The following is a 21,429-nucleotide window of genomic DNA, read 5'->3' on the forward strand; positions in this document are numbered from 1 at the left end:
GGATCCGCTTGAGTAGAAGCTGCCCCTGCCCAACGCCCGAGCGATGGCCTGGTGAGAAAGAATCCCGCACTCTGTGGGAGAAGCTGTGATGTTGCCTAGCGGACGGCGATCCGCAGGCGGTGGTGGAGGCGAGAAAGAGCATGACGTCGCGACAAATAGAGCGACTGTCAACAGCGTTGTGACGTACCATGTCCTCATGGCTGCGCTGCTTTATAGGGAGGTGAAGGAAGTTCGAAGCCGTTGTGAACGGACTGCGCCGTGTTATTGAAGATGCCGGAGGCTATCGAATGCTTGAGCCATTCGTCGTATGCGTACGACTCATCGGCATCCATGCGATCGGGCGGCTTGATGCGACCGTCCGTCAGGAAGTCTCCCGTCGAACCCTTGGCGTAGTTCTCGAAAGCGTGAGGATGGCCGCTGCCGGGCGCTTTCTCGTCGCCGAATAGGCCATGGCGTAGCATGACGTTGGCCGTCAGGAACTTGAACAGGTTCTGGCTCTGTGTCAACTTGTCCACTGCTTCATCGCGCGCTTTCTCTCCTCTTGTGGGATTCTGATTGTCGCTCACATAAGCCTCGACAAAGTCAAAGACAGCGTTCGCACCGTCTCCTGCAGGGGTGAGCGCAAGTTTGGTGGTGCGTTTTATGCCATCCGTGAAAGCTTTCTCCCACTGATCCTTACGATCTGCCTCGTTGATGCTCGCAATGTTCGCGGAGTCGATCAGGAAGTAGAGCGATTTGCTCAGCCCAGTGACTTGCGCATTGAAGAAGTCGCCTGGATTCCCAGACATGGTTTCCTTGATCAGCTTCTGGCGATATGCGCTCTGCTCTGCCTGTGTCGCGGCGGGGTTCCGCTTCTGCCAGGCGGTGAACTCGGCTTTGATTTCGTTCGCAACCTCCGATCCGCGTGCGTTCAAGACGCGAAAGCTGTACTCTCCGTGGCCTTCCACAACGGTCTTGAAGGCATCCGGCTCCTTGGCTGCCCAGATCAGAACGCTCTTCAACTCCTTGTGATGGAACTTGGCGCCGTGATCTTGATAGCCGGGAAGGTTCGGGTCCGTGTCAGGCAGCGACACAACGCCGGGCTCCTCGGGCACATCGCGGTTGGCTACTCGGTGAACGTCGCTCATGTAGTCGGAGACGATCCGCGCGAAGCTTTGCCGGGTGTCGGGAAGGGACCTCTGCACCTTTTCGTCTGACCAGAAGTGGATTGCCCAGGACGCAATGAGAGCGGACTTGTATCCCCGTGAGGTTCCTGGTGGTTGGCCGTGATCACGGTACGTCGTGCTGGCCGCCTCGATCGCTTTGCCCAGTGCCGCGCCTCTGTCACCCCAGTAGGTCTGACGTACCAGGAAGGCCAAGGGCTTGCGTGCGGGATCGGTGAAGAAGTCCTGCGCGACTCTGGGATTGTTGGCCAGGGCGCTGGCCAGGCCGGGGCCGAACGCGATGATGTCCTGTCTTTCGGAGGTCGGCTTCCGAGCGTTGTCGTACACCTTGTTGGTGATGTCGAGCAGGAACGCATCATCGAAGGCGCCGTGCTGCAGGAGCTTGCCCACGATGGCGTCCTCCAGGCCCGCGATGCCATCAGTATGGCGAATCAGTTCGTCGGCGTAGCCCTTGGGTAGTCGCATGTTGCCGACGCCCCGAGAGGCCGTGCCGAGAGTGACACTGAGCAGCCTCGTTAGGTCTTCCAGCTTGTCGGAAGGCGGCCCTGGCCGGCGCTCGCCGACGGGGTTGCGGACCGAGTCGTAGAGATCTTGGAGGATGGCTTTGAGCTCCGCAGGTGGGATCTCCTTGGCTAAGGCGACGGCGAAGTAGGGATCGTGCTGATGCTTTTCCAGCAGCTTCAGCGTCTCCGGCGATATCACCTTTTGGCCTTTGACGCTGTCCGCGTCCTTTCTTGCTTGCCGAAGCTGTTCGGCGGCGGACTTGGCGGCTGCCGCGCCGCCTGCGGGTGAGCTCGACGCCCACAGCGTCTCGTCTGCCCAGACCACTCCCTTGTCGAGCCCGATCTTCTGCGTAGAGACGATCAGGTCAAGCCTGCGCTGGAGACTGGGGACCTCTTGACCGATCTGGAAGCCGATGTCCCTCAACAGCCCCGGCCCCGGCAGGCTCGTGCCGATCGACCTCAAAGCGTTGTAGAGCTGCGCGTCCACTTCGGACCATGACCGCTCGATGCGTTTCATCTCAGAGATCAGCTGCGTCATGAGCTCAGGGTCGATGCCGACCCGATTAGGAGACGGGCTCATCGGCGAATCCCGTCAGGGGGCGGCAGGAACGGCTTGCCTGGCCACTGGCTCGGCTGCCTCGTGGGTTCAGGTTCCCCGGGTATGGATTCGACCAGCGTGAGTGCTCGCTGGAAGGCGCTCTTATACGCGGCTTCCCATGCATGGCAGTCCTTAATGAGCTTGTCGGCTGCCTTGCCCTTCATCGCTCCGCTCTCCAGAAGGCCGATGAGCTTGCGCACGTCGTTGGCATGCTGGTCGCGTAACTGTTCGATCATGCGCCGAGCGGCGGCGATCTGTTCCTGGGTCGCCATCAGTCGGGATCCTTTGGACCTTGAGGACGACTATCTATGGGATCAATGTGACGATAAAGGGCTGTAGTAGAGCCGTCGAGCCGAACTGCTCATATGGCATATGCTCAAACATTTTCCCGGCCGGTGCGTATCACTTCTGGAGACAAACGCCTCGGCTGCATGGGCGGCCATGCGCCCACTTGATGTCCGGGACCGGGCCGCACCTTCCGCCGGCCTGGGTGTCGCGGTCATCCGCCACGTAGGTGGCCCGAGATGGCTGCGCCGGGCGCCGTCGCGTGGCGGTCTCGCCGGGTCGCGCGTCGCTCCAAAGCCATCCGATCGCACCCGGGCACCACCGACGGGCCGCCACACTTCAGGGGCGATGCCCAGGTGAGGCGGGGGCAGAGCTCGCCAAGATCATCCCCCATATATCCCCAGAACTCTGTCCTGCAGCTGCCTCTGGCTGCTCTCAACTGCCTCAAGCGGTCTTGGAAAGCAAAAGACCTGCGACTGGGAAACCGCAGGTCAGGGGCCAAATTGCCTGGTCGAGAAGCGTGCCCCCGGCAGGATTCGAACCTGCGGCACCCGCTTTAGGAGAGCGGTGCTCTATCCCCTGAGCTACGGAGGCGGACGCTCGTAAGCCTAGCGAAAGTCTGGCACTGCGTGGGACGTGGAGCCGGGGTGAGTTTGGTCGGGTTGGTTATGGGTGCTCTGAGCTGCGGTAAAGGCATGACAAGTGGTCAGAATCTTGCGCATCCCGCGTGGATAGCGTCTACCTGTGACCAGGAGGCGATGCAAGCAGGCGCGGCGGCGGCCTGTCGTGTTGTTTGGGGCGTTGTTGGCGCCGGCGATCCTTGCTGGGGGGTTGTTGGCTGGGGAGATGCGGGGGTTTGAGGGGGGTGCTCCCGTGGTGGGTCCCGGGCGGGTTGTGCGGGTGGGGTTCGGGCCGGTGGTGGTTCGGGCGCCGGCGCATCCGGATCGGGTGTACGAGGGGAGTGTGCCGGCTCCTGTGCTGGCGGTGAGTCGGCCGCGGGTGGCTGTTGTTCCGCCTGTTTCGCCGGTGCCGGCTGTGGTGGATTCGGAGTCTGGGGGTGAGGAGCCTGTTACGCCGGCTCCGGTGCGGACTCAGGTTGGGTGTCCGGGGGAGTGGATGGACACCTGGTTGTGGGATCTGTGCCGGGAAGGGGTGGGGTTGAGGGTTGGTGGCAGTTTGGTGCCTGGTATCTGAGCGGGCTGTGTTTCGGGGGATTTCGGGTGGCGAGATCTGGCTGGTGGTGGGGGGTGGGCGGACAGAGTGCGCTTTTTGTCTCATAACAGCTCTCCCGAGTTCGGTCCGGGCACTCGGGGGGCTGTAGTAACGTGCGTGCCTGACCCAGGTAACGAGTTTGCAAACGGAGGAGTCGAACGTGCCAGCCCCTCGATCAGCGGGTCTGATCGCGGTAGTCATGGCGGTGGCTTCTCTTTTCGTGCCCTCCGGGCAGGGGCGCGCTCAGGCGCAGGTCGTACAGGCGCAGGAGCGGCAGGATCCTGGTGACCTGGCCGGGCTGCGGAAAGACGCCGAGCGGTCGGCCAAGGAACTCGAGGACGCCACCAAGGCCCTGGAGAAGCGGCGGACGGACATCGCCACCTCTGAGAAGCAGCTGAAGACCAAGCTGGCGGCGCTGCAGGACCTGGAGCGGCGGGTGGCGGTGATGCGGCAGCCGGTGTCGCAGATGGCCGAACTGCTGTATGAGCAGCCGATCATGGCCGACGGGATCGTGCCGTTCCTGTCCGGGACCGCGGACGAGACCACGCTGCGGGCGCTCAGCGACGTGACTCAGATCGTCTCTGTACGGCAGCAGGCCGTCGAACAGACCAGCGCGCTGTACAAGCAGGCGGAGGGGCTGGCCGCGGAGGCGCAGGAACTGCGGGCGGGCAACCTGCTGGCCGAGGCGCAGCTGGCCGTCGAGGTGGACACGTTGCGGCAGCGTTCCGACAAGATCGTGAAGTCGCTCACCGCCCAGCTCGTGAAGATGGGTATCAAGATCGACAAGGTCGGGCGGGCGGCGCTGGGGTGCAACCCGCTGAGGGCGGCGACGGCCAACGACTATCCCAACGGGCTGATTCCGAAGAGCATGCTCTGTCCGTTGCAGCAGAAGGGGTTCAGTCTGAGGGCCGACGCCACCATCGCGTTCGTGAGCCTGAACGAGGCTTACCGCAAGCGGTTCGGGAAGAGCATGTGCGTCACCGACGCCTATCGGAGCCTGGCCGAGCAGCAGTCGGTCTACTATCGGCGGCCGGGGTTCGCCGCCGTGCCTGGGCGTAGTAACCATGGGCTCGGGCTGGCCGTGGACCTGTGTGGTGGGGTGGAGAGGTCCGGGTCGACGGAGTTCGTGTGGATGGAGAAGAACTCCAAGAGGTACGGGTGGTTCCATCCCTCCTGGGCCTACAGCGGCCCGTTCGAGCCATGGCATTGGGAGTATGACCCCAAGAACGATTCGCTGCTGTAGCCCTACGCGACCTGTGAGCTGCAGAAGGCGCAGCGGGACGCGGCCTTGGGGATTTCCGACAGGCATTCGGGGCAGTCGCGGGTCTTCGACTCGATCCTGGCGGCGTTGCGGTCTTTGAGGTGCGTGTACGGCTTCACCAGCAGGAAATAGACCACCGTGGCGATCATCAGGAACGAGATGATCGCGTTGATGAAGTTGCCGTACATGAAGTTGGACTGGCCGATCGTGACCTTGAGCGAGGAGAAGTCGGGCAGGCCGCCGAACGCCGAGATCAGCGGGGTGAGGAGGTCGGCCACGAACGACTGCACGATCGAGTTGAAAGCCGCCCCGATGACGACCGCCACGGCCAGGTCGATGACGTTCCCCTGCATGAGGAACTTCTTGAATCCATTCATGAGAAGATCGTAGCCGAGCGATTACGCTGTGCTAGCTTTGATGGTGATCGAAAGGTGGCCGGTCGTCTGGGCGGACGCGAGTTCGGCGGCTTGGGTCGGAGTGGTGGTGAGCACGACCAAGGCGCCGTGGGTTTGGCTCGTGGTCTTGGAAGACTGCAGGATCGTGATGACCCTCACGTCCTCGGCTACCGCGCGGGCCGGGAGGGGTTCCTCGCCGGCCGCCAGGACGGTGATCGTGGCGCCGGGGGCGAGGAGGCTCGCGGCCGCCGCGTCGGCGATGCGGACCGGGGTGGCGACCATCCCTGGCGGCAACCGGTACGAGTGGAGAAGGCGGACATCCGTCAGCGGCTCGCCCTTGCGCATGGGGCTCGCCAGGATCTGGCCCGCCGCGGCCGCGCGTACGGCGCCCGCTGGTGGACGGTTGAGGGCGGCAGGGGTCAGGTCGCCCGGGCCGAGGGGGCCGGGAGACAGGTCGCGGGCCGCCACCAGGACCGTGGGCGACGGCTCGGGGCGGGTGGCGATGAAGGCCGACATGACGGCCAGGGCGGCCAGCGCCGCCGCGACGAGGCGGCGACGGCGGCCGTAGCGGATCAGCCAGGCCCGGATCACGGCAGCTCGAAGGGGAGCTTGATGCCGTCGAGAGCCGACCCGCACGGGCACGTGCGCTCCTCGGGGAGGGCTTGCACGGTCTCCGCCACCAGGGCGCGCATGCGGGTGACGTTTTGCGCGAAGAACTTCAGGACCTCGTCGTGCGTGACCCCCTCGCCGGCCTCGATCCCGGCGTCGTGGTCGGTCACCAGGGAGAGCGAGGTGTAGCAGAGGGCCAGCTCGCGGGCCAGGATGGCCTCGGGGAAACCGGTCATGCCGACGATCGACCACCCGTTGCCGGCGAACCACTGAGACTCCGCCCGCGTCGAGAACCGCGGGCCCTCGATGACCACCAGGGTGCCGCCGTCGACGGTCTCCCAGCCGGTCGAGCGGGCGGTTTCCACCGCGGTGGCACGGCCTGACGGGCAGTAGGGGTCGGCGAAGGAGACGTGGACCGCGCCGTCCACGTCGTAATAGGTCTGGACGCGGCCTGAGGTGCGGTCGACGAGCTGGTCGGGGATGACCATGGCGCCCGGGCCGTACTCGGCTCTCAGCGAGCCTACGGCGCTGGGCGCGAGCACCTGGCGCACGCCGAGCATGCGCAGTGCCCAGAGGTTGGCGCGGAAGGGGATGCGGTGCGGTGGGAAACGGTGATCTCGTCCGTGTCTGGGGATGAACGCCACCGAACGTGTGCCGATGCGGCCGACCGTGACGACGTCGCTCGGAGGGCCGTAGGGTGTGGAGAGCTTGATCTCTTCCGCGTCGTCGAGCAGCGAGTAGAAGCCGGAACCGCCGATGACGCCGATGTCTGCGCGAGTGACCATGGCGAGAGAGTAGCCGGATCGGGGATGGGCCAGGGCGGGCCGAATCCTGTTCTGTGGATAACTCGATTTCGGGGGTGGTGGCACCGGGTGGGTCTGGGGGTTCCGGTGGATCCGAGATGTCGCACGGAGTGGGGAATTGTCGGGTGGAAACGGGCGCCCGGTGCAGCCTGGCGCGGGGTTCCAGGATCCCGTGGGGCCACCAGGGGCAGGGGTCATCGTCTGCCGTTGGTGGTGTGCGCATTCAGGCGAGTTGGTGGGTGCTGACCGGTGCCGATGAGCGGGCGCGAGTGTGGGCTCGCGCGTAGGACCCGCATATGGCTGCGGCGCACGAGTGTGAGATCGAGTGACGCGCAGGTCCGACGCCGAGTGCGGGCTCGCGTGCGGGGCTGATGTCGGCTCGCGTGCGGTGCGGGTGCGAGGCGGATGGGGCCCTACGCGAGGCGGATGGGGCCCTACGCGAGGCGGATGGGGCTTTTCGCGAGGCGGGTGTGGTGCCGGCGTGGGCCGGCGCCTCACGTCGGTGCACGTATGTGACCCCGCCTGACGCGTACATGAAGATCCCGCGCGTATGCGAGCGCGGCCGGACGGACGCGGAAACCCCGCCCAGGTGTCCGTGGCCGCTGGGCGGCCAGGCCCTGGGTGTGGCTGCCGGGAAGGTCAGCTGGAGGCCGCGGCGGGGGCGGCGGCGGGGGCGGACGAGCTCGTGTCCGAGGACTTGCTCTCCGCGGGCTTCGACGACGGGGACGACGAGGAAGAAGAGGACGCCGTGGAAGTCGAGGTCGACGACGCGCGGTTGTCGGTCCGGTAGAAGCCCGAGCCCTTGAACACGATGCCGACGGCCGAGAAGACCTTCCGCAGGTTCCCCTCGCAGGCAGGGCAGATCGTCAACGCGTCGTCGGTGAACTTCTGAACGACCTCGAGCTGCTCGCCGCAGTCATTGCAGGCGTACTGGTACGTCGGCACGCGCTCCTCCTTAAGGTCTGGCACTCGAGGGATGCGACTGCTAATGGTAACCGATTAGGTCAAACGCCTATTCCAGTCCCCGCTCTCCGTACCAGCCCGCCAGCTTTCCACTGCGGCTCACGGCGCGCAGGCGGCGTTCGACCTGGTCACGGCAGGAGGCCGTGGTGACCAGCAGGAGCTGGTCGTCCGCCCGGATCCTGGTGCTCCCGGTGGGGACGAAGGATTTGCCGTCGCGGACGATCAGGGTCACCTGCGCCCCGGCGGGCAGGCGGAGCTCGAAGATCTCCACGCCGTGCAGCCGAGAGCCGGAAGGCACCTTGACCTGCAGCAGGTCCGCCTTGAGCTCCTCCAGTGGCGCCGCCTCGACCTCCAGGTCGTGCGCCTCGCCGGGGGCGGCCACCCCGAGCAGCCGGGCCACGAACGGCAGCGTCGGCCCCTGCAGCAGCGTGAACACGATGACGATCACGAAGACCTCGTTGAAGATCTCCTTGGACCCCGTCACGTTCGACGCCCAGGGGATGGTGGCGAGCACGATCGGGATCGCGCCGCGCAGCCCCGCCCACGACAGGAACGCCTGTTCGCGCCAGCTCACCCTGCCCATCCGCAGCCCCCGTGCAAGCAGCGAGCTCACCACGACGGAGAGCGGCCGCGCCAGGAGCACCAGGACGGTGCCGGCGATCAGGCCGGGCACGATGGCCGACGGCATCTCGTTCGGGCTGGCCAGCAGGCCCAGCATGACGAACAGCCCGATCTGCGCCAGCCACGCGGCCCCCTCCGCGAACCCCCTGGTCGCCGCCCGGTGCGGCAGCCGCGAATTGCCCAGGATCAACGCCGTCAGGTAGACGGCCAGGAACCCCGAGCCGTGCAGCAGCACGGCGCCGCCGTACGAGACGAAGGTGAGCGAGAGCACGGCGAGGGGGTAGAGGCCGGAGGCGGGGAGCGCGACGCGGCGCAGCGTGTACGCGCCTGCGGGGCCGACGGCCAGGCCGACCGCGGCGCCGATGATCAGCTCGACCGAGGTCTCCAGAAGGAACGTTCCCACGGACGCGGAAGAGGTCGACGCCCCGCTGAGCAGCACCACGGCGATCACTGTGGGGGCGTCGTTGAAGCCCGACTCGGCCTCCAGCACGCCCGCCAGCCGGGGCGGCAGCGGCAGCCTGCGCAGCACGGAGAAGACCGCGGCGGCGTCCGTGGAGGCCAGCACCGCGCCGAGGATCAGCGCCGTCGTCTGGTCTATGCCGAGAATCGCCTGTACGCCCAGCGCGACCACCGCGACGCTGACCGCCACGCCCACGGTCGCCAGGATCAGGGCCAAGGGGACTGAACGCCGCACATGCGGCCAGTTCGTGGTAAGTCCGCCTTCGGCAAGGATCACCGCCAGCGCCGTCAGCCCGATCTGCTGGGCCAGCTGGGGATTGTCGAAGGGGATCCCGAACCCGGCCTCGCCCAGGACCAGGCCGAAGCCGAGATACACGAGCAGGCTGGGCAGGCCGGTGCGGTGCGCGATGCGCACCGACGCGATGGCCGCGATAACAATCACGGCACCAAGAAGAAGCCAGACATCCAGTGTCATCTGGCCCCCTCTCATACCTGCGGTCACATAAGCCTAGTGAGTCCCCCTGGTGTCACGGCAAAACGGACGTGACGGTCATGAGGCTCCGCCGGGATGCCGTCGATCAGCTCGCCGTCGTGCAGCAGCGCGACCGTCGGGACGTTGGGGCCCACCCTGGCCAGGGCTCGATCGTACGAGCCGCCGCCACGTCCCAGACGTACACCCGTCGTCCTGTCCACCGCCAGGGCCGGGACGATCACGAGCGCGGCGGTGCGGATGGCGTCGACGCCGCGGCGGGTGTCGACCGGCTCCATGATCCCGAAGCGGCCCGGGGTGAGCGAGTCCGGCCCGTCGTACACCGCCCAATCCAGGTCGAAGTCCTCAAGCAGGACGGGGAGGATAACGGTGGCTCCATGTTTCCAGAGAGCGAACACGAGCCCGTGCGTGTCCGGCTCCGACCCCGTTGACCAGTAGCAGGCCACGAGGCCGGCCATCTGAACCCACGGCTGGTCGAGCAGCGTTTCGCGGATCTTGACGGCGTTTGCCCGCTGTTGTTCGGGGGAGAGGGAGGCACGTGCCGAGCTCAGGTCGCGACGCAGGTTCAGCTTGTCCACAGATACCTCCACTAGGGTCTACTCATGGCTGACTTCGACCCTGTGACGAAAGCCGTCGTGCCCGCCGCGGGTCTGGGCACCCGGTTCCTTCCGGCGACCAAGGCGACACCGAAGGAGATGTTGCCCATCGTCGACAAGCCCGCGATCCAGTATGTCGTCGAGGAGGCAGCCTCCGCTGGGCTCCTCGACGTGCTCATGGTCACCGGCAAGAATAAACGCTCCATCGAGGATCACTTCGACCGCGCGTTCGAGCTGGAGGAGGCCCTTGAGGCCAAGGGCGACGAGCACCGGCTGTCCCAGGTTCGCGAGCCGGCCTCGCTGGCGACGCTCCACTACGTACGTCAGGGCGAGCCCAAGGGGCTCGGCCACGCGGTGCTCTGCGCCAAGCAGCACGTCGGCGACCACCCGTTCGCCTGCCTGCTCGGCGACGACCTGATCGACTATCGCGATCCGCTGCTCAAGCGCATGATCGAGGTGCGCGACACGTTCGGGGGGAGCGTGATCGCGCTGATGGAGGTGCCCAAGGAGCAGGTCTCCCTGTACGGCGTCGCGACCATCGAGGCCACCGCGGACGACGATGTCGTACGCGTGACCGACCTGGTGGAGAAGCCGCCGGCCGACGAGGCGCCGTCCAACTGGGCGATCATCGGGCGCTACGTGATCGATCCCGCGGTGTTCGAGGTGCTGGAGAACACGCCGCCGGGGCGCGGGGGCGAGATCCAGCTCACCGACGCGCTGCGCACGCTCGCCGGACGCGCCTCCGGTGACGGTGGGCCCGTGCATGGGGTGCTGTTCAGAGGGCGCAGGTACGACACCGGCGACAAGCTTGACTATTTGCGGACGGTGGTGAAGTTCGCGGCGGACCGGAAGGACCTCGCGCCCGATTTCGTGCCGTGGCTGCGGGAGTTCCTCGATGAAATCGGTTGACGAGCATCTGGCTGAGATCCTGGCCACCGTTCGTCCGCTGGCGCCGCTGGAGCTGGAGTTGGAGCAGGCGCTGGGGGCGACGCTGGCCGAGGAGGTGATCTCGCCGGTGCCGCTGCCGCCGTTCGACAACTCGGCCATGGATGGCTATGCCGTACGGGCTGTCGATATTTCGGAGGTTCCGGTTACGTTGCCGGTGACCGACGATGTGGCGGCCGGGTCCGAGGAGCTGCGGGCCGTGGGGCCCGGGCACGCCGTCCGGATCATGACCGGCGCGCCCATGCCGGCCGGGGCCGACGCCGTGGTGCCGGTGGAGTGGACGGACGGGGGGACCGTCTCCGTACAGATCTCGCGCCAGGTGAGCGTCGGCAACGCGATCCGCCGGGCGGGGGAGGACGTGCAGGCCGGCGAGGTCGTGCTCAAGCCGGGCACGGTGATCGGGCCCGCCCAGCTCGGGATCATCGCCGGGGTGGGGCGGCGGCGGGTCCTGGCGCGGCCGAGGCCCAGGGTCGTCGTCATCTCGACGGGCGCGGAGCTGGTCGAGCCCGGAAATTCGCTGGCTCCCGGGCAGATCTGGGACTCCAACAGCTTCACGCTGACCGCCGCCGTGCGGGAGGCCGGGGGCGAGGGCTATCGGGCGGGGTCTGTCGGGGACGATCCGGGCGTACTGCTCGATCGGCTCGACACCCACCTGGTGCGGGCCGATGCGATCATCACCAGCGGTGGGGTGTCCATGGGGGCCTACGAGCCGGTCAAGGAGGCTCTGTCGCCGCTGGGGACGGTCCGGTTCGAGAAGGTGGCGATGCAGCCGGGGATGCCGCAGGGGTTCGGCGTGCTGGGGGAGGACCAGGTGCCGATCTTCGCGCTGCCCGGCAACCCGGTGTCGTCTTTTGTGTCTTTCAGGCTGTTCGTACGTCCGGCGCTCGACAAGATGCGCGGGCTCCCCGCGAACATCCCCGAGTCGGTGCCCGCCCGCCTGACCGCGCCGGTGCGCTCGCCTGCCGGGCGGCGGTCGTTCCTGCGCGGCGTGCTGGCTTCGGACGGCACGGTGTCGCCGCTGCACGGGCAGGGGTCGCACCAGCTCGCCGCCCTGGCCGCGGCGAACGCGCTGATCGTGGTGGCGGAGGACGTGACCGAGTTGCCCGAGGGGACGACTGTCGAGGTGATCCGGCTGTGAGCGACTCGGAGGGCCCGGGGCTGACCCAGGCGGACTCGGGGCTGCCCCGTGCGGACTCGGGGCTGACCCATGTGGATGAGACCGGCGCCGCTCGCATGGTGGACGTTTCCGCCAAGGACGTGACGGCTCGCACCGCCACGGCGACCGGGCGCGTGCTGCTGTCGGGCGAGGTCGTGTCGCTGCTGCGGTCCGGCGAGGTGCCCAAGGGCGACGCGCTGGGCGTGGCGCGGATCGCGGGGATCATGGGGGCGAAGCGGACGCCCGACCTGATCCCGCTCTGCCATCCGATCGCGTTGCACGGGGTGAAGGTCACGCTGGACGTCGAGGACTGGGGCGTGGCGATCACCTGCCGGGTGAAGACGGCCGACCGCACCGGGGTGGAGATGGAGGCGCTGACGGCGGTCTCCGTGGCCGCGCTGGCGTTGATCGACATGGTCAAGGCGGTGGATCCGGCAGCGGTGATCACTGATGTGCGGGTGGAGGAGAAGCTGGGCGGGAAGACCGGTCGCTGGGCCAGGGAGCAGGAATGATCCGCGCACTCGTGATCACCGTGTCGAACCGGGCATCGGCCGGGGTTTATGCGGATAAATCCGGGCCACTGCTCGTGGACCTGCTGCGGCGCGACGCGGGCTGCGAGGTCGTGGAGGGCCCCCTGGTGGTGCCCGACGGCGAGCCGGTCGAAGACGCGCTCCGCGAGGGCGTGGCCCAGGGGTACGACGTCATCGTGACCACCGGGGGCACCGGGCTGACGCCCATGGACCTGACGCCGGAGATGACGGCCAGGGTAATTTCTCGGGAAATTCCCGGTATAGCCGAGACCATTCGGCTGGCGAATCGGGAAAAGGTCCCCACCTCGATACTGTCCAGAGGGCTGGCCGGCCAGGCGGGCAACACCTTGATCGTTAATTTGCCCGGATCGTCGGGTGGCGTACGCGATGGCGTCGCCGTACTCGCGCCGATTCTTCAGCACGCGGTTGATCAGATTCGGGGTGGAGATCACCCGCGCTGAGCGCGATTCCGTGATGCGTGGCGACATCGTGCCCGATGGGGGGATGATGAGAGTTGTGGATCGACTTCGTGGCTGGCCGGTGACCCTCAACGAAGGTCCGGTAGGCCTCCGGCCGCTGCGGCTGAGCGACGTGCGTGTGTGGCGTGAGACCCGGCTGCGAAACGCCGACTGGCTGCGTCCCTGGGAGCCCAGCAATCCGGAGACGCCGCTGTTCAGGACCGGGCTCGGCCCGTACGTCTCCATGGTCGGCACCCTGCGCCGCGAGGCCCGGCAGGGCCTGGCGATGCCGTGGGTGGTCACGTACGGGGGGCGCTTCGCGGGGCAGCTGACCGTGGGCGCGATCGTGTGGGGCGCCGCCCGTTCCGCCCAGGTCGGCTACTGGATCGACGGCGCGCTCGCCGGGAAGGGGATCACCCCCACCGCCCTCGCCATGGCCGTTGACCATTGCTTCTTCACCACGGGCCTGCATCGGCTCGAAGCGAACATCCGTCCCGAGAATCAAGCCAGCCGCCGGGTGGTTGAGAAGCTCGGATTCCGGGAAGAAGGCATTCGGCGGCGCCAACTCCACATCGATGGGGCCTGGCGCGACCACATTTGCTACGCGTTGACCGCTGAGGACATTCCTGGCGGCCTTCTCGTGCAGTGGCGTCGCGCGCGTGAGTCAGCGGCTCACGGGGGGCCTTCCGTCGAAGAGGTTTGACGATCTCGCGACACACCGCACCGAATGCTCGTCAATTAGTGACACGCGGTCTTACGGTGCGTGACGTGAGCACATTGAAGGCGCGACGAGCACACTCGCGTCTTTGTGCTGCCCGGAGGTGGTCGTGAGCAGCGCCTTCCTCTATCTGGTCATCGTCGTGATGTGGCTTTGCGTCCTGATCCCGATGTGGCTGCGCAAAGACAAGACGAACCTGGCCGAACTGGCCGAGCTCGAAGAGCACTACACCGGCGAACACCAGCTTCCCGACCTCGACAACCTGGACCCATCGGACGCGGACGAGGACGACGGGTCGCCTCCTGTCGAGGTCGAGAAGGTCGACGTGCGCCAGTTCCGGCTCCGGCGCCGGGCCATCATCGTGGCCCGCCGGCGGCGGCTGCTGTTCTTCACGGCGCTGCTGGTGCTGGCCTCTGTGGTGACGGCGGCGGTCAAGATGATCCCGTGGTGGGGCGTGGCGCCCTCGATCATCATCATGTTCGCGTACATGGCGTTTCTCCGCATCGCCGTACAAGTGGATAGGGAACGCCGCGAACGGGCCCGTCAGGCACGCACAGAGCGCCTGCGGCGGGCACGCGAGCGGCGGCGGGCCGCAGAGGCGGCCGCCCAGGCGGAGGTCATCGATCTCGCTACGCTGCAAGCGGACGTTCTGTTCGATCAGTACGCCGAACCGCCCAGGCGGGCGGTGGGCGATTGAAACGGTGGCGCGAGGACCCCGCAGAGTTTGCTAACCTGGTCGAGTCCTTGGGGATGTAGCGCAGTCCGGTAGCGCACTTCGTTCGCATCGAAGGGGTCAGGGGTTCGAATCCCCTCATCTCCACCGCAGGTCAGAGGCCGTTTCCCAGTCGGGAAACGGCCTCTTTCGTTAGATCAATGTCCGATTGTGGGAGTGGAATGGGAGTGGACCTTGGAAAGGTGAGCCCGGCTCACCCCGTCGCGGATGCAATCCGCCGCCGCCCATGAGGCGCAGCACGCAGGCGGCGAGCCGGCCGACCGATCCCCGTGACGCTCTCGGCCCGATACGGCTCCAAGACCTCGTTCACGATCCCCACCGGCGACCGCGGCGCCTGCCCGCTGTCGCGGAACCAGACCGCTTCGAGAGCCACCCTCTCCACGAGCGACTCCTCCCACCGCTTCTGTAGGGCGTCCACGAGCTCGCCGCGCATCGTGTCGGAGATCTCCGTGTAGCGGTCCCGCATGCTGCGCTTGGTGTCGGGATCATCGTCCTCGCCGACGTGCCCCATCCGGTCGTCGCGGAGAACGTCGGCGATGCGGTCCTCCGCCATCCACGTCTCGTGGCTCCGGCGCAGACCGTGCGGGGTCAGTCCGAACTTGACCGGCAGCCACATGGCCCCCCACACCGGATCCTCAGGAAGGTATGAGGCGCGCACGTACCGGTCGAGGAGCTGTTCCCGCGTCAGCGCCTCAGCCGCTTCGAGTGTCATCCCCTGATCGACTGCGTGCAGGATGAGCGCGTCCCGTTTTGATCGGCTGTTCACTGGCAGCCGCTCCGGCCGACGCAGCACCCCCCGGGAGGGCACCTCGAACACCCCGTCCACGTGTTTGGCCGGCGCCGCGATCCCAGGCCACGTGGTGGACACGTCGACGAGGATCGGGGTTGCGGGGCGGGGCCGCTGCCCGCCCTGCGCCGGGATCCGGCCATCCGCTGCAGGGCGGAAGACCCTCCGGGAGAAGTCCGACCGGCGGGCATGCGTCCGGCCAGGGCCGAGGAACGTGTAGGCGCCGCCGGCGCAGAACGGCTCCTCCGTCTCAGGGTCACACGCACACCTGGTGGACCCCATCCGCTCCAGGTGCTTCCCGACGAGCGAGTCCAGGAACGGCGGGGTGTCGATCGTCCGGATGGAGCCGTCCTTCGGGTACTGCCGGTAGAAGCGGCCGTTTAGTTCGTACAGCTTCCAGTCGAGATCCCAACTCCCCTCATGGAGCAGGCCGGGATCGAGGCCGAGGATCTCCGACCAGCGCGCCCCCGTGTATGCCTTCGTGATGAGCTTGACGAACTCGTCATCCCGCCCGCTCAGCACTGCGGCCCGTTCGGCGACCAGGAAGGCTTCCAGTGGGGTTGCCCACGCCTTGCGGCGGGTCTGCTTGCGCGCGATACGGCGGGTGGCCTTCTTTCCGGTGGCCCGCTGCCGGATGGCCGGATTGATCTGGATACGGTGCGGGATCGCCGCTTGCAGGCAGGTGGCGAGGGTTGAGCGGGCATCCTTGGCGGTCCGCTTCGACGTCTCGGCCGCCACCGCGAGTTCCCAGGCGTCGATCTCCTCCGGTGTGCTCGCGATGGCCGCCAGGGACCGGCCCTCAAAGGAGGGCAGCGCCCAGGTTTCCAGGTGGTAACGGTAGTTCTCCAGCGTGGACCGCTCCAGGTCCAGGGTCGGGTACCAGGTGTTCACCCAGTCCTCGAAGAGGATCTGTCCGGCTCGTGGGTCGACGTAGCGGTTGGCGTCGATGTCTGCCTCTTGCCGCTGCCAGTATTTGTCCGCGGCCTTCTCCGTGAGGAACCCGGACACGCTTTCCATTTTGCCGTTGGGGCTCTTCCAGCGGGCACGCCAGAACTTGCCGCGCTTTTCCGACCAGCCCAATGAGACTCCTTGAGGGGTTCGAGGGGTTGGGAGTGGAGGGGCAGGGGTTCAACTAGCAAAGCACGCCGACGTCCAAGAGCGGGTCCACATCGACGCGGATGAGGCAATCTCGTCCGGATGCCTGCGTCGGAGCGGGGGGTTGCGTCGTCGCCGGCGGGTCGTTAGGGGTTTCGGTGGTTCGTGTGGGGGGTGGCGGGTCGGGTTCGTTGCCCGCCTCTTGGGGTGCGTCTTGTGTCGGGACCTTGCTTGGTGTGGGTGCGGCGGAGGTTGCTTTGACGCTCGGGCGGACGGTCGGCGCCGTCGGCCCTGCTGTCGGTCGTGAGGTGCGTTCGGGTCTGCCGTCGACTGGAGAGGCCAGCGTCCTCGTGGAGGGTGGACGGGTGGGTATGGCCGCTCTCTTGGAGCGGGTTGGGCGGGGCGTCGGGAGAACGCTCCGGGCTGTGGACGGGGCCGGAACGGTCACGACGGAGACGATGGTCCGGGGCGGGTCAGCCAAGGGCAGCTCAGGGTCGACCCCTGTCTGAAGGCTCAACGCGAGGGTGCCGCCGGCGACCGACGTGGCGAGGCTGGCGGCGACTCCCGGGTGGTCGCGGATCCAGTCGCCCCGTTCGACGATCCACCCCCAGGTTAAGGATGCGAGGGCTGCCAGGCGGAACGTGTTGTAGGTGGCTCGTAGGTCTTTTTCGTTGGCGTTGAGAACGATGGTCGGTTCTTCGTTCTCTTTGCCGGGGAGGGCTAACGCGGCGATCTCTGGTGGGAGGTCTACGCGTAGCGGCATGGGATGGATATTGTCGCGGTTATCGTCCACTTCGCGCCCCTCTGACAAGGTCGCGAGTGTAGGCCCACAGCCATCGTTCGCGTTCGGGGTCTGCTTTTCCTTGCGGGTTCAGCAGTATGGGAATTCGGACGCCGTCAATCCATACGGTGATGGGCGCGCGGCGGGAGCCGATGGGGCGTCTTAGAGCGTTCCGAAAAGCGCGGGGAGGGATGGTGGTCTCATGGTGCTCGACCTCCTCGCCCGGTGGGTCTAGCAGGGCGAGGGTGTCGAGCATGAGGCGCCGGTCCTTGCGTGTAAGGCGCGAGTAGCGGACCGCCTTAGTGATCAGTTTTGCGTATGCATCACTTCCGTCGTTGCCATTGTTGTTGCCGTTGTGGTTGTTGCTGCGGGATGCCACTCCGGACGCCTCCTGCGCTGCTGGAGATGTGCGGTTACGATCCCTCGCCTTTTGACTGCCGGGACTACATATCACGCCTTTTAAGCGGTTACGGTCCAGACCTTATCGCGCTGTGTAATGAATCCGTTACATAAGGTATGCCTAACTAATAAAATATTAGCTAGGCACCCTTCCGCTCATCCAAGAGCCTTCTGATCAACTGGTTCTGCTCGTCGACCTTCGCCGCCAACTCATCCAACTGCAGGCGAGTCTGGCGTTGGGCCTGCTCAAGCAGTGCGCGCAACTGTGGCGTGATTGGCGAATCGCCCTCTTCTTCTAGAGTGTCCACGTTCGCCTGTAGGTCTGCTTGCAGAGAGGGGAGTCCGTCGATAGCGCGCGGCTCTCCACCATCCAGCACTTGCTGGGCGCTGCCCGGCTGCCATCGGAGGGCGCGTTCGAGCTGGGCAAGCACGCGATCCTCGTAGGACGGTTGCTTGGCGTTTTCGATCTTGCTGATGACGCCGGTAGAGGGGCCGCCTGCTGCGCTCACATCGGGCTGACTCATTCCGAGGGCGATACGCCTCTGACGTGCCTGTAGTCCGAGTCTCGCCCACGCTTCCTGCGGGTACGCGGTGTCGCTCATGACCGCTGCATCCTGACTGTCGCGGGGGGTGATCTGAGGGGTTGTCCCCGTGTCAGACATGACTTTACGGGTTTCAGTGCGCATTAGCGAGTCTTCGCATGTAGAGACGTGCGTCAGCGCGTGACCGCAATGCTGACTCGCATGCGAGTGCAAGTCAAAGCATGTGAAAACTTGCGAACGCATGCGACTGAGGCTAGGTTTTAGGTCATGGACGACACCAACGACGAAGCCCGGGTGGCCGACCAGGCGCAGGAGCAGATCCTCTACAAGGCCGAAGAAGCCGCCAAAATAGTGCAGCTCACGGCGTACTGGCTGAGGTCCAGGGCAGGGAAGGGACTCATCCCTCACCGCCGCGTTGGCCGCCTCCTCCGCTTCGCCAGGGAAGACCTCGAAGCAATCAAGGACATGTCGGCGCAGCCGGCGAAGGCCGGCCGGGAGTCCGCGTGAGCGGCACCGAACGGCTCTACACCACGGGCGACCTGGCCGACCGCTACAACTGCACACCCCGCGCTGTCGCCCGGATGGCGCGACTCGGCCGTTGGCCTTCCCGCAAGGTTCTGCGCGAGTACCGGTTCACGGACGAGATGGTCCAGTGGATCGACCAGCAGCACGAGCGATGGCCGGAAAACGAGCCCGCGCATGCGCCGGCGCCGCAGCAGCCGAAGCCGCAGCCGGTCAAGCAGACCCGCCAGCGCCGCACTCCACAACCTCCGCCCCTGACGGCTGGCAACAACGTGCGCCGCCTCGTCGCCAAGGAACGGCCCAACCGTGTCGGGAGGACAGCGTGAGCGACATCCAGCTCTTCGACAACGGCGAGTTCGAGCTCCGCATCCGCGAGGACGGCGATTCCTTCATCGTCGAAGCGCCCGGCCTGGCCCGCTCGCTCGGCAGCCGTGACGCCCGCACCCTCCTTCGGTCAGTCCCCGACGAGGAGAAGGGGTACGCACTAGTGCGCACCCCTGGCGGCGAGCAAGAGGTATGGCACGTCACAGAGCCCGGCTTCTATCGGGTGATCGGCCAGCGCCAGGCCGCCCGCATCAAGAACGCGGACGTGCGCGAGCAGGTGGTCCGGTTCCAGAACTGGGTCTACCGCGAGGTTCTCCCTGCCATCCGCCGTACCGGCTCGTACTCGCTCCCCGACGCTCGACCGGAGTTGGCCGACGACCCGTTCAAGCCGGACGCCTACACCTGGAAGGAAACCTGCACGGTCATCCGGCAGGAGTACCGGGTCCGTGTCGGCGTGGTGGATCTGCGCCGCACCTTGATGGCCGCTGGCGTCCTCAACCAGCAGTTCGAGCCGAAGGCGGACTTCGCTGACTGCTTCTGGTGGACGGGAAGCGCCTACCTGGTGTTCCGGCACTGCGTCCCGGCGCTGTGGTTCCACTACCGGGAGACGAAGCGGAAGCTGCGCGCCTTCACAGGTGAGGGCAACGAGCTGACCTCGGGTAACCGGCAGGGCGACCTATTCGCCATCGAGGGCGGCGCGTCATGAACGTCCAGGACCACATCGGCCTCATGTTCGGTCGCAAGACGGACGGCTCCTACAACGTCCCCAGTGACTTGTCAGGCAAGACCAGCGAGATCCTCCCGCTGATCGAGCGGATCGCGGAGGCGCGCGGCGAGACGCCCGATGAGGTGCTGTCGCTCGACTGGATCTCCCTGCTTGAGAGCTGGCTCTGCTTCGTGGTGCGCAACGAGGCGCTGCAGTTGCGCCTGTACGCCCGACAGAACGGGCTGCACCACCTGGAGTTGACGCTCGCCGAGGCGATGGCCGAGCAGGCAGTGAAGGCGCTTCACGACGGGAGCGCGTCATGACTGCCACGGACCGCTTCAACGACCAAGTGATCGCCGGATGGCTGATCCGCTGCGTGTTTCGCGAGCTGGCCGACGCCGAAGAGTTCGCCGCCGAGATCTCGGCCACCCCTACTTCCTGAGGAGATCCCCCATGCTCGACGACGCCCAGCGTGTGGCCAACTACCAGGCCCAGTCCGGTGGCACGAGCCTCACCGATCGCCAGCACCGGCGGGTGAACAAGAAGCGCCGCCACCAGTCGTGGCCGGCGACCGACCGGAGGGCCGAGAAGTCCGCCGCCCGAGCCAAGGTCCGCGAGGAGCGTCAGCGCGCCGCGCTGCTGCCCACCCCCTGACGTATGCCGCGAGGCCGGCCAAGGCCACCCGGCCGACCTCGCGAGACCACCCGCTCACGACAACGACCGACTGATCAGAGAGCAGGTAGCAGTGACCATTACATCACCCGCGCAGACCAGCGAGACACTGGCCTCTAAGCAGCCAACCTCGGTCCGTGACGCGCTGGAGTACGCGAGCGCCTACGAGCAGGTGGCCGCGTTCCTGGCGGCAAACCCGGACCTTGCGGAACAGGCCACGGTTCACCTGGCCCGTTACACACACATCGTCCCTCCCGCCGATGCTGATCCGGTGGCGTTCATCGTGGACGCCGCGAAGAAGGGGCGGGAGTTCGGCGCCACCATCGAAGAGTGGGCCGACGGCAAGCACGGCGGCGTCAAGATCCACCTCGGCCCGCTGTACGTCAGCGTCTACACGACGGCAGACAGGGTGTGCCGCAAGGTTGTCGTCGGCGTCATTGAGGACGTCAAGTACGCGCTCGTCGTCGACTTGGACGGTAACCCGCGCAAGGACGCCGACCAGGCTGAGGCGGTGGCCCAGTGACGTACGTGCTGCCCCAAGAGCCCGCTGACGTGGCCCGTCAGATCGACCACTACGAGTACTCCAAGAGGAAGTTGCGCTGGCTGTACCAGGTCGAGGTGCAGGTGGCCGAGCAGCATCCGGAGCGTGACCGGTGAACGCCGAGACGATCCTGCACGCCGCCATCGGCGTCCTTCAGCAGCGGGGACGCTGCACAGGCGACTTCCTGAAGAGCGACGGGCGGGTGTGCCAGTTGGGTGCGCTCGCAGTCGCCGCCGGCCAGCCCGCCGACTTGTGGCGGTTCCTGCGGGACCTGGACTTCGAGGACCTGATTCCCGAGGACCGCGTCCTGGTGGAGGCCGCCCGCATCCTCGCGAAGGTTGAGGCGCCACTGCAGCCCGTCCACGAGATGTCGATCGAGCGCCTGGTGTCGCTCCTTGGCGACTGCAACGACCTCGCCTCGGACACGCAGGTGTTCACCTTCCTGGCAAGGGCCGCGAACGTGGCGTCGATACGAGCCCGGTGGCGCTCCGCGTGGCGTGGGGCTGCCCGTCTCGCTGAGGCGAGCGCGTGATGGCACGGCACAAGCGTGGCACCTGCCCAA

26 protein-coding genes and 2 tRNA genes are annotated in these 21,429 nt (G+C 66.6%); 17 read left to right on the forward strand and 11 right to left on the reverse strand.

The annotated features are described in order from the left end of the window. Positions 1-194: 194 nt before the first annotated feature. The 3 genes from ACIBQ1_RS09340 to ACIBQ1_RS09350 all read right to left on the reverse strand — a co-directional run bounded on the left by ACIBQ1_RS09340 (position 195) and on the right by ACIBQ1_RS09350 (position 3,143). Entirely contained in the window at positions 195-2,204 is a 2,010-nt protein-coding gene (locus tag ACIBQ1_RS09340) for a hypothetical protein (protein ID WP_397275900.1), read from the reverse strand. A gap of 38 nt (positions 2,205-2,242) precedes the next feature. Continuing rightward, the gene (locus tag ACIBQ1_RS09345) at positions 2,243-2,536 is read right to left on the reverse strand and encodes a hypothetical protein (RefSeq protein WP_397275902.1); all 294 of its coding nucleotides are present in this window, start codon (positions 2,534-2,536) and stop codon (positions 2,243-2,245) included. A gap of 534 nt (positions 2,537-3,070) precedes the next feature. Next, positions 3,071-3,143 (reverse strand) — tRNA-Arg (locus tag ACIBQ1_RS09350). An 823-nt stretch (positions 3,144-3,966) separates the two neighbouring features. Here ACIBQ1_RS09350 and ACIBQ1_RS09355 point away from each other — a divergent pair. Beyond that, a complete protein-coding gene (locus tag ACIBQ1_RS09355; RefSeq protein WP_397275903.1) occupies positions 3,967-5,004 on the forward strand; it encodes a D-alanyl-D-alanine carboxypeptidase family protein in 1,038 nt (345 codons plus the stop codon). Between the two features lie 2 nt (positions 5,005-5,006). On the opposite strand, the gene mscL is transcribed toward ACIBQ1_RS09355, so the two are convergent. From mscL to ACIBQ1_RS09385, 6 genes are all read right to left on the reverse strand, one after another. After that, positions 5,007-5,399 (reverse strand): large conductance mechanosensitive channel protein MscL, encoded by a 393-nt coding sequence (gene mscL / locus ACIBQ1_RS09360; protein WP_397275905.1) that lies wholly within the window; start codon positions 5,397-5,399, stop codon positions 5,007-5,009. A 21-nt stretch (positions 5,400-5,420) separates the two neighbouring features. After that, positions 5,421-6,008: an RcpC/CpaB family pilus assembly protein gene (locus ACIBQ1_RS09365; RefSeq protein WP_397275907.1), complete on the reverse strand. Its 588-nt coding sequence runs from the start codon at positions 6,006-6,008 to the stop codon at positions 5,421-5,423. Further along, on the reverse strand, positions 6,005-6,811 hold the full coding sequence (locus ACIBQ1_RS09370) for an S-methyl-5'-thioadenosine phosphorylase (protein ID WP_397275909.1): 807 nt from the start codon (positions 6,809-6,811) through the stop codon (positions 6,005-6,007). Before ACIBQ1_RS09370 ends, ACIBQ1_RS09365 begins: the two co-directional genes overlap by 4 nt. Before the next feature lie 657 nt (positions 6,812-7,468). Beyond that, the gene (locus tag ACIBQ1_RS09375) at positions 7,469-7,774 is read right to left on the reverse strand and encodes an FmdB family zinc ribbon protein (RefSeq protein ID WP_397275910.1); all 306 of its coding nucleotides are present in this window, start codon (positions 7,772-7,774) and stop codon (positions 7,469-7,471) included. A gap of 67 nt (positions 7,775-7,841) precedes the next feature. Further along, positions 7,842-9,362 carry a potassium/proton antiporter gene (locus ACIBQ1_RS09380; protein ID WP_397275912.1) on the reverse strand — a complete coding sequence of 507 codons (1,521 nt, stop codon included), beginning with the start codon at positions 9,360-9,362 and terminating at the stop codon, positions 7,842-7,844. A gap of 8 nt (positions 9,363-9,370) precedes the next feature. Next, complete coding sequence (locus ACIBQ1_RS09385) at positions 9,371-9,940, reverse strand: 5-formyltetrahydrofolate cyclo-ligase (RefSeq protein ID WP_397275913.1); 570 nt, start codon at positions 9,938-9,940, stop codon at positions 9,371-9,373. A gap of 24 nt (positions 9,941-9,964) precedes the next feature. Here ACIBQ1_RS09385 and galU point away from each other — a divergent pair, with 24 nt between their 5' ends. The 7 genes from galU (at position 9,965) to ACIBQ1_RS09420 (ending at position 14,585) form a co-directional block, all read left to right on the forward strand. Continuing rightward, positions 9,965-10,867 (forward strand): UTP--glucose-1-phosphate uridylyltransferase GalU, encoded by a 903-nt coding sequence (galU, locus tag ACIBQ1_RS09390; RefSeq protein ID WP_397275914.1) that lies wholly within the window; start codon positions 9,965-9,967, stop codon positions 10,865-10,867. Then, a complete protein-coding gene (glp, locus tag ACIBQ1_RS09395) occupies positions 10,854-12,041 on the forward strand; it encodes a gephyrin-like molybdotransferase Glp (RefSeq protein WP_397275916.1) in 1,188 nt (395 codons plus the stop codon). The genes galU and glp overlap by 14 nt, the downstream gene beginning before the upstream one ends. Before the next feature lie 20 nt (positions 12,042-12,061). Next, positions 12,062-12,571: a cyclic pyranopterin monophosphate synthase MoaC gene (gene moaC / locus ACIBQ1_RS09400; protein ID WP_397276742.1), complete on the forward strand. Its 510-nt coding sequence runs from the start codon at positions 12,062-12,064 to the stop codon at positions 12,569-12,571. Further along, positions 12,568-13,050, forward strand: coding sequence for a molybdenum cofactor biosynthesis protein B (locus tag ACIBQ1_RS09405; RefSeq protein WP_397275917.1), 483 nt, complete (start codon positions 12,568-12,570; stop codon positions 13,048-13,050). Before moaC ends, ACIBQ1_RS09405 begins: the two co-directional genes overlap by 4 nt. A 46-nt stretch (positions 13,051-13,096) precedes the next feature. Next, complete coding sequence (locus ACIBQ1_RS09410) at positions 13,097-13,750, forward strand: GNAT family protein (protein WP_355369839.1); 654 nt, start codon at positions 13,097-13,099, stop codon at positions 13,748-13,750. Positions 13,751-13,874: 124 nt separating this feature from the next. Then, on the forward strand, positions 13,875-14,462 hold the full coding sequence (locus tag ACIBQ1_RS09415; RefSeq protein ID WP_397275919.1) for a hypothetical protein: 588 nt from the start codon (positions 13,875-13,877) through the stop codon (positions 14,460-14,462). A 49-nt stretch (positions 14,463-14,511) separates the two neighbouring features. Next, positions 14,512-14,585 (forward strand) — tRNA-Ala (locus tag ACIBQ1_RS09420). 106 nt (positions 14,586-14,691) lie between these two features. Here the strand turns inward: ACIBQ1_RS09420 and ACIBQ1_RS09425 are convergent. Together ACIBQ1_RS09425 and ACIBQ1_RS09430 are read right to left on the reverse strand one after the other, a co-directional pair. Continuing rightward, positions 14,692-16,365 (reverse strand): hypothetical protein, encoded by a 1,674-nt coding sequence (locus ACIBQ1_RS09425; protein WP_397275920.1) that lies wholly within the window; start codon positions 16,363-16,365, stop codon positions 14,692-14,694. A gap of 1,335 nt (positions 16,366-17,700) precedes the next feature. Continuing rightward, complete coding sequence (locus ACIBQ1_RS09430) at positions 17,701-18,084, reverse strand: hypothetical protein (protein WP_397275921.1); 384 nt, start codon at positions 18,082-18,084, stop codon at positions 17,701-17,703. 285 nt (positions 18,085-18,369) lie between these two features. Between ACIBQ1_RS09430 and ACIBQ1_RS09435 the strand changes: the two genes are divergently transcribed. The 9 genes from ACIBQ1_RS09435 to ACIBQ1_RS09475 all read left to right on the forward strand — a co-directional run bounded on the left by ACIBQ1_RS09435 (position 18,370) and on the right by ACIBQ1_RS09475 (position 21,399). Continuing rightward, positions 18,370-18,609: a helix-turn-helix domain-containing protein gene (locus tag ACIBQ1_RS09435; RefSeq protein ID WP_397275922.1), complete on the forward strand. Its 240-nt coding sequence runs from the start codon at positions 18,370-18,372 to the stop codon at positions 18,607-18,609. Then, entirely contained in the window at positions 18,606-18,950 is a 345-nt protein-coding gene (locus ACIBQ1_RS09440; protein WP_397275923.1) for a helix-turn-helix domain-containing protein, read from the forward strand. The genes ACIBQ1_RS09435 and ACIBQ1_RS09440 overlap by 4 nt, the downstream gene beginning before the upstream one ends. Then, a complete protein-coding gene (locus ACIBQ1_RS09445) occupies positions 18,947-19,654 on the forward strand; it encodes a Bro-N domain-containing protein (protein WP_397275925.1) in 708 nt (235 codons plus the stop codon). Before ACIBQ1_RS09440 ends, ACIBQ1_RS09445 begins: the two co-directional genes overlap by 4 nt. Further along, positions 19,651-19,977 carry a hypothetical protein gene (locus ACIBQ1_RS09450; RefSeq protein WP_397275926.1) on the forward strand — a complete coding sequence of 109 codons (327 nt, stop codon included), beginning with the start codon at positions 19,651-19,653 and terminating at the stop codon, positions 19,975-19,977. Before ACIBQ1_RS09445 ends, ACIBQ1_RS09450 begins: the two co-directional genes overlap by 4 nt. After that, entirely contained in the window at positions 19,974-20,096 is a 123-nt protein-coding gene (locus ACIBQ1_RS09455) for a hypothetical protein (protein ID WP_397275927.1), read from the forward strand. The genes ACIBQ1_RS09450 and ACIBQ1_RS09455 overlap by 4 nt, the downstream gene beginning before the upstream one ends. An 11-nt stretch (positions 20,097-20,107) precedes the next feature. Further along, on the forward strand, positions 20,108-20,308 hold the full coding sequence (locus ACIBQ1_RS09460; protein WP_397275928.1) for a hypothetical protein: 201 nt from the start codon (positions 20,108-20,110) through the stop codon (positions 20,306-20,308). A 91-nt stretch (positions 20,309-20,399) separates the two neighbouring features. Then, positions 20,400-20,849, forward strand: a complete 450-nt coding sequence (locus ACIBQ1_RS09465) for a hypothetical protein (protein WP_397275929.1) — start codon at positions 20,400-20,402, stop codon at positions 20,847-20,849. Next, entirely contained in the window at positions 20,846-20,983 is a 138-nt protein-coding gene (locus ACIBQ1_RS09470) for a hypothetical protein (RefSeq protein WP_397275931.1), read from the forward strand. Before ACIBQ1_RS09465 ends, ACIBQ1_RS09470 begins: the two co-directional genes overlap by 4 nt. Next, complete coding sequence (locus ACIBQ1_RS09475) at positions 20,980-21,399, forward strand: hypothetical protein (RefSeq protein ID WP_397275933.1); 420 nt, start codon at positions 20,980-20,982, stop codon at positions 21,397-21,399. Before ACIBQ1_RS09470 ends, ACIBQ1_RS09475 begins: the two co-directional genes overlap by 4 nt. The last annotated feature ends 30 nt before the right edge of the window (positions 21,400-21,429 follow it).

The organism is Nonomuraea sp. NPDC050153 (assembly GCF_044460125.1).
Classification (GTDB): domain Bacteria; phylum Actinomycetota; class Actinomycetes; order Streptosporangiales; family Streptosporangiaceae; genus Nonomuraea.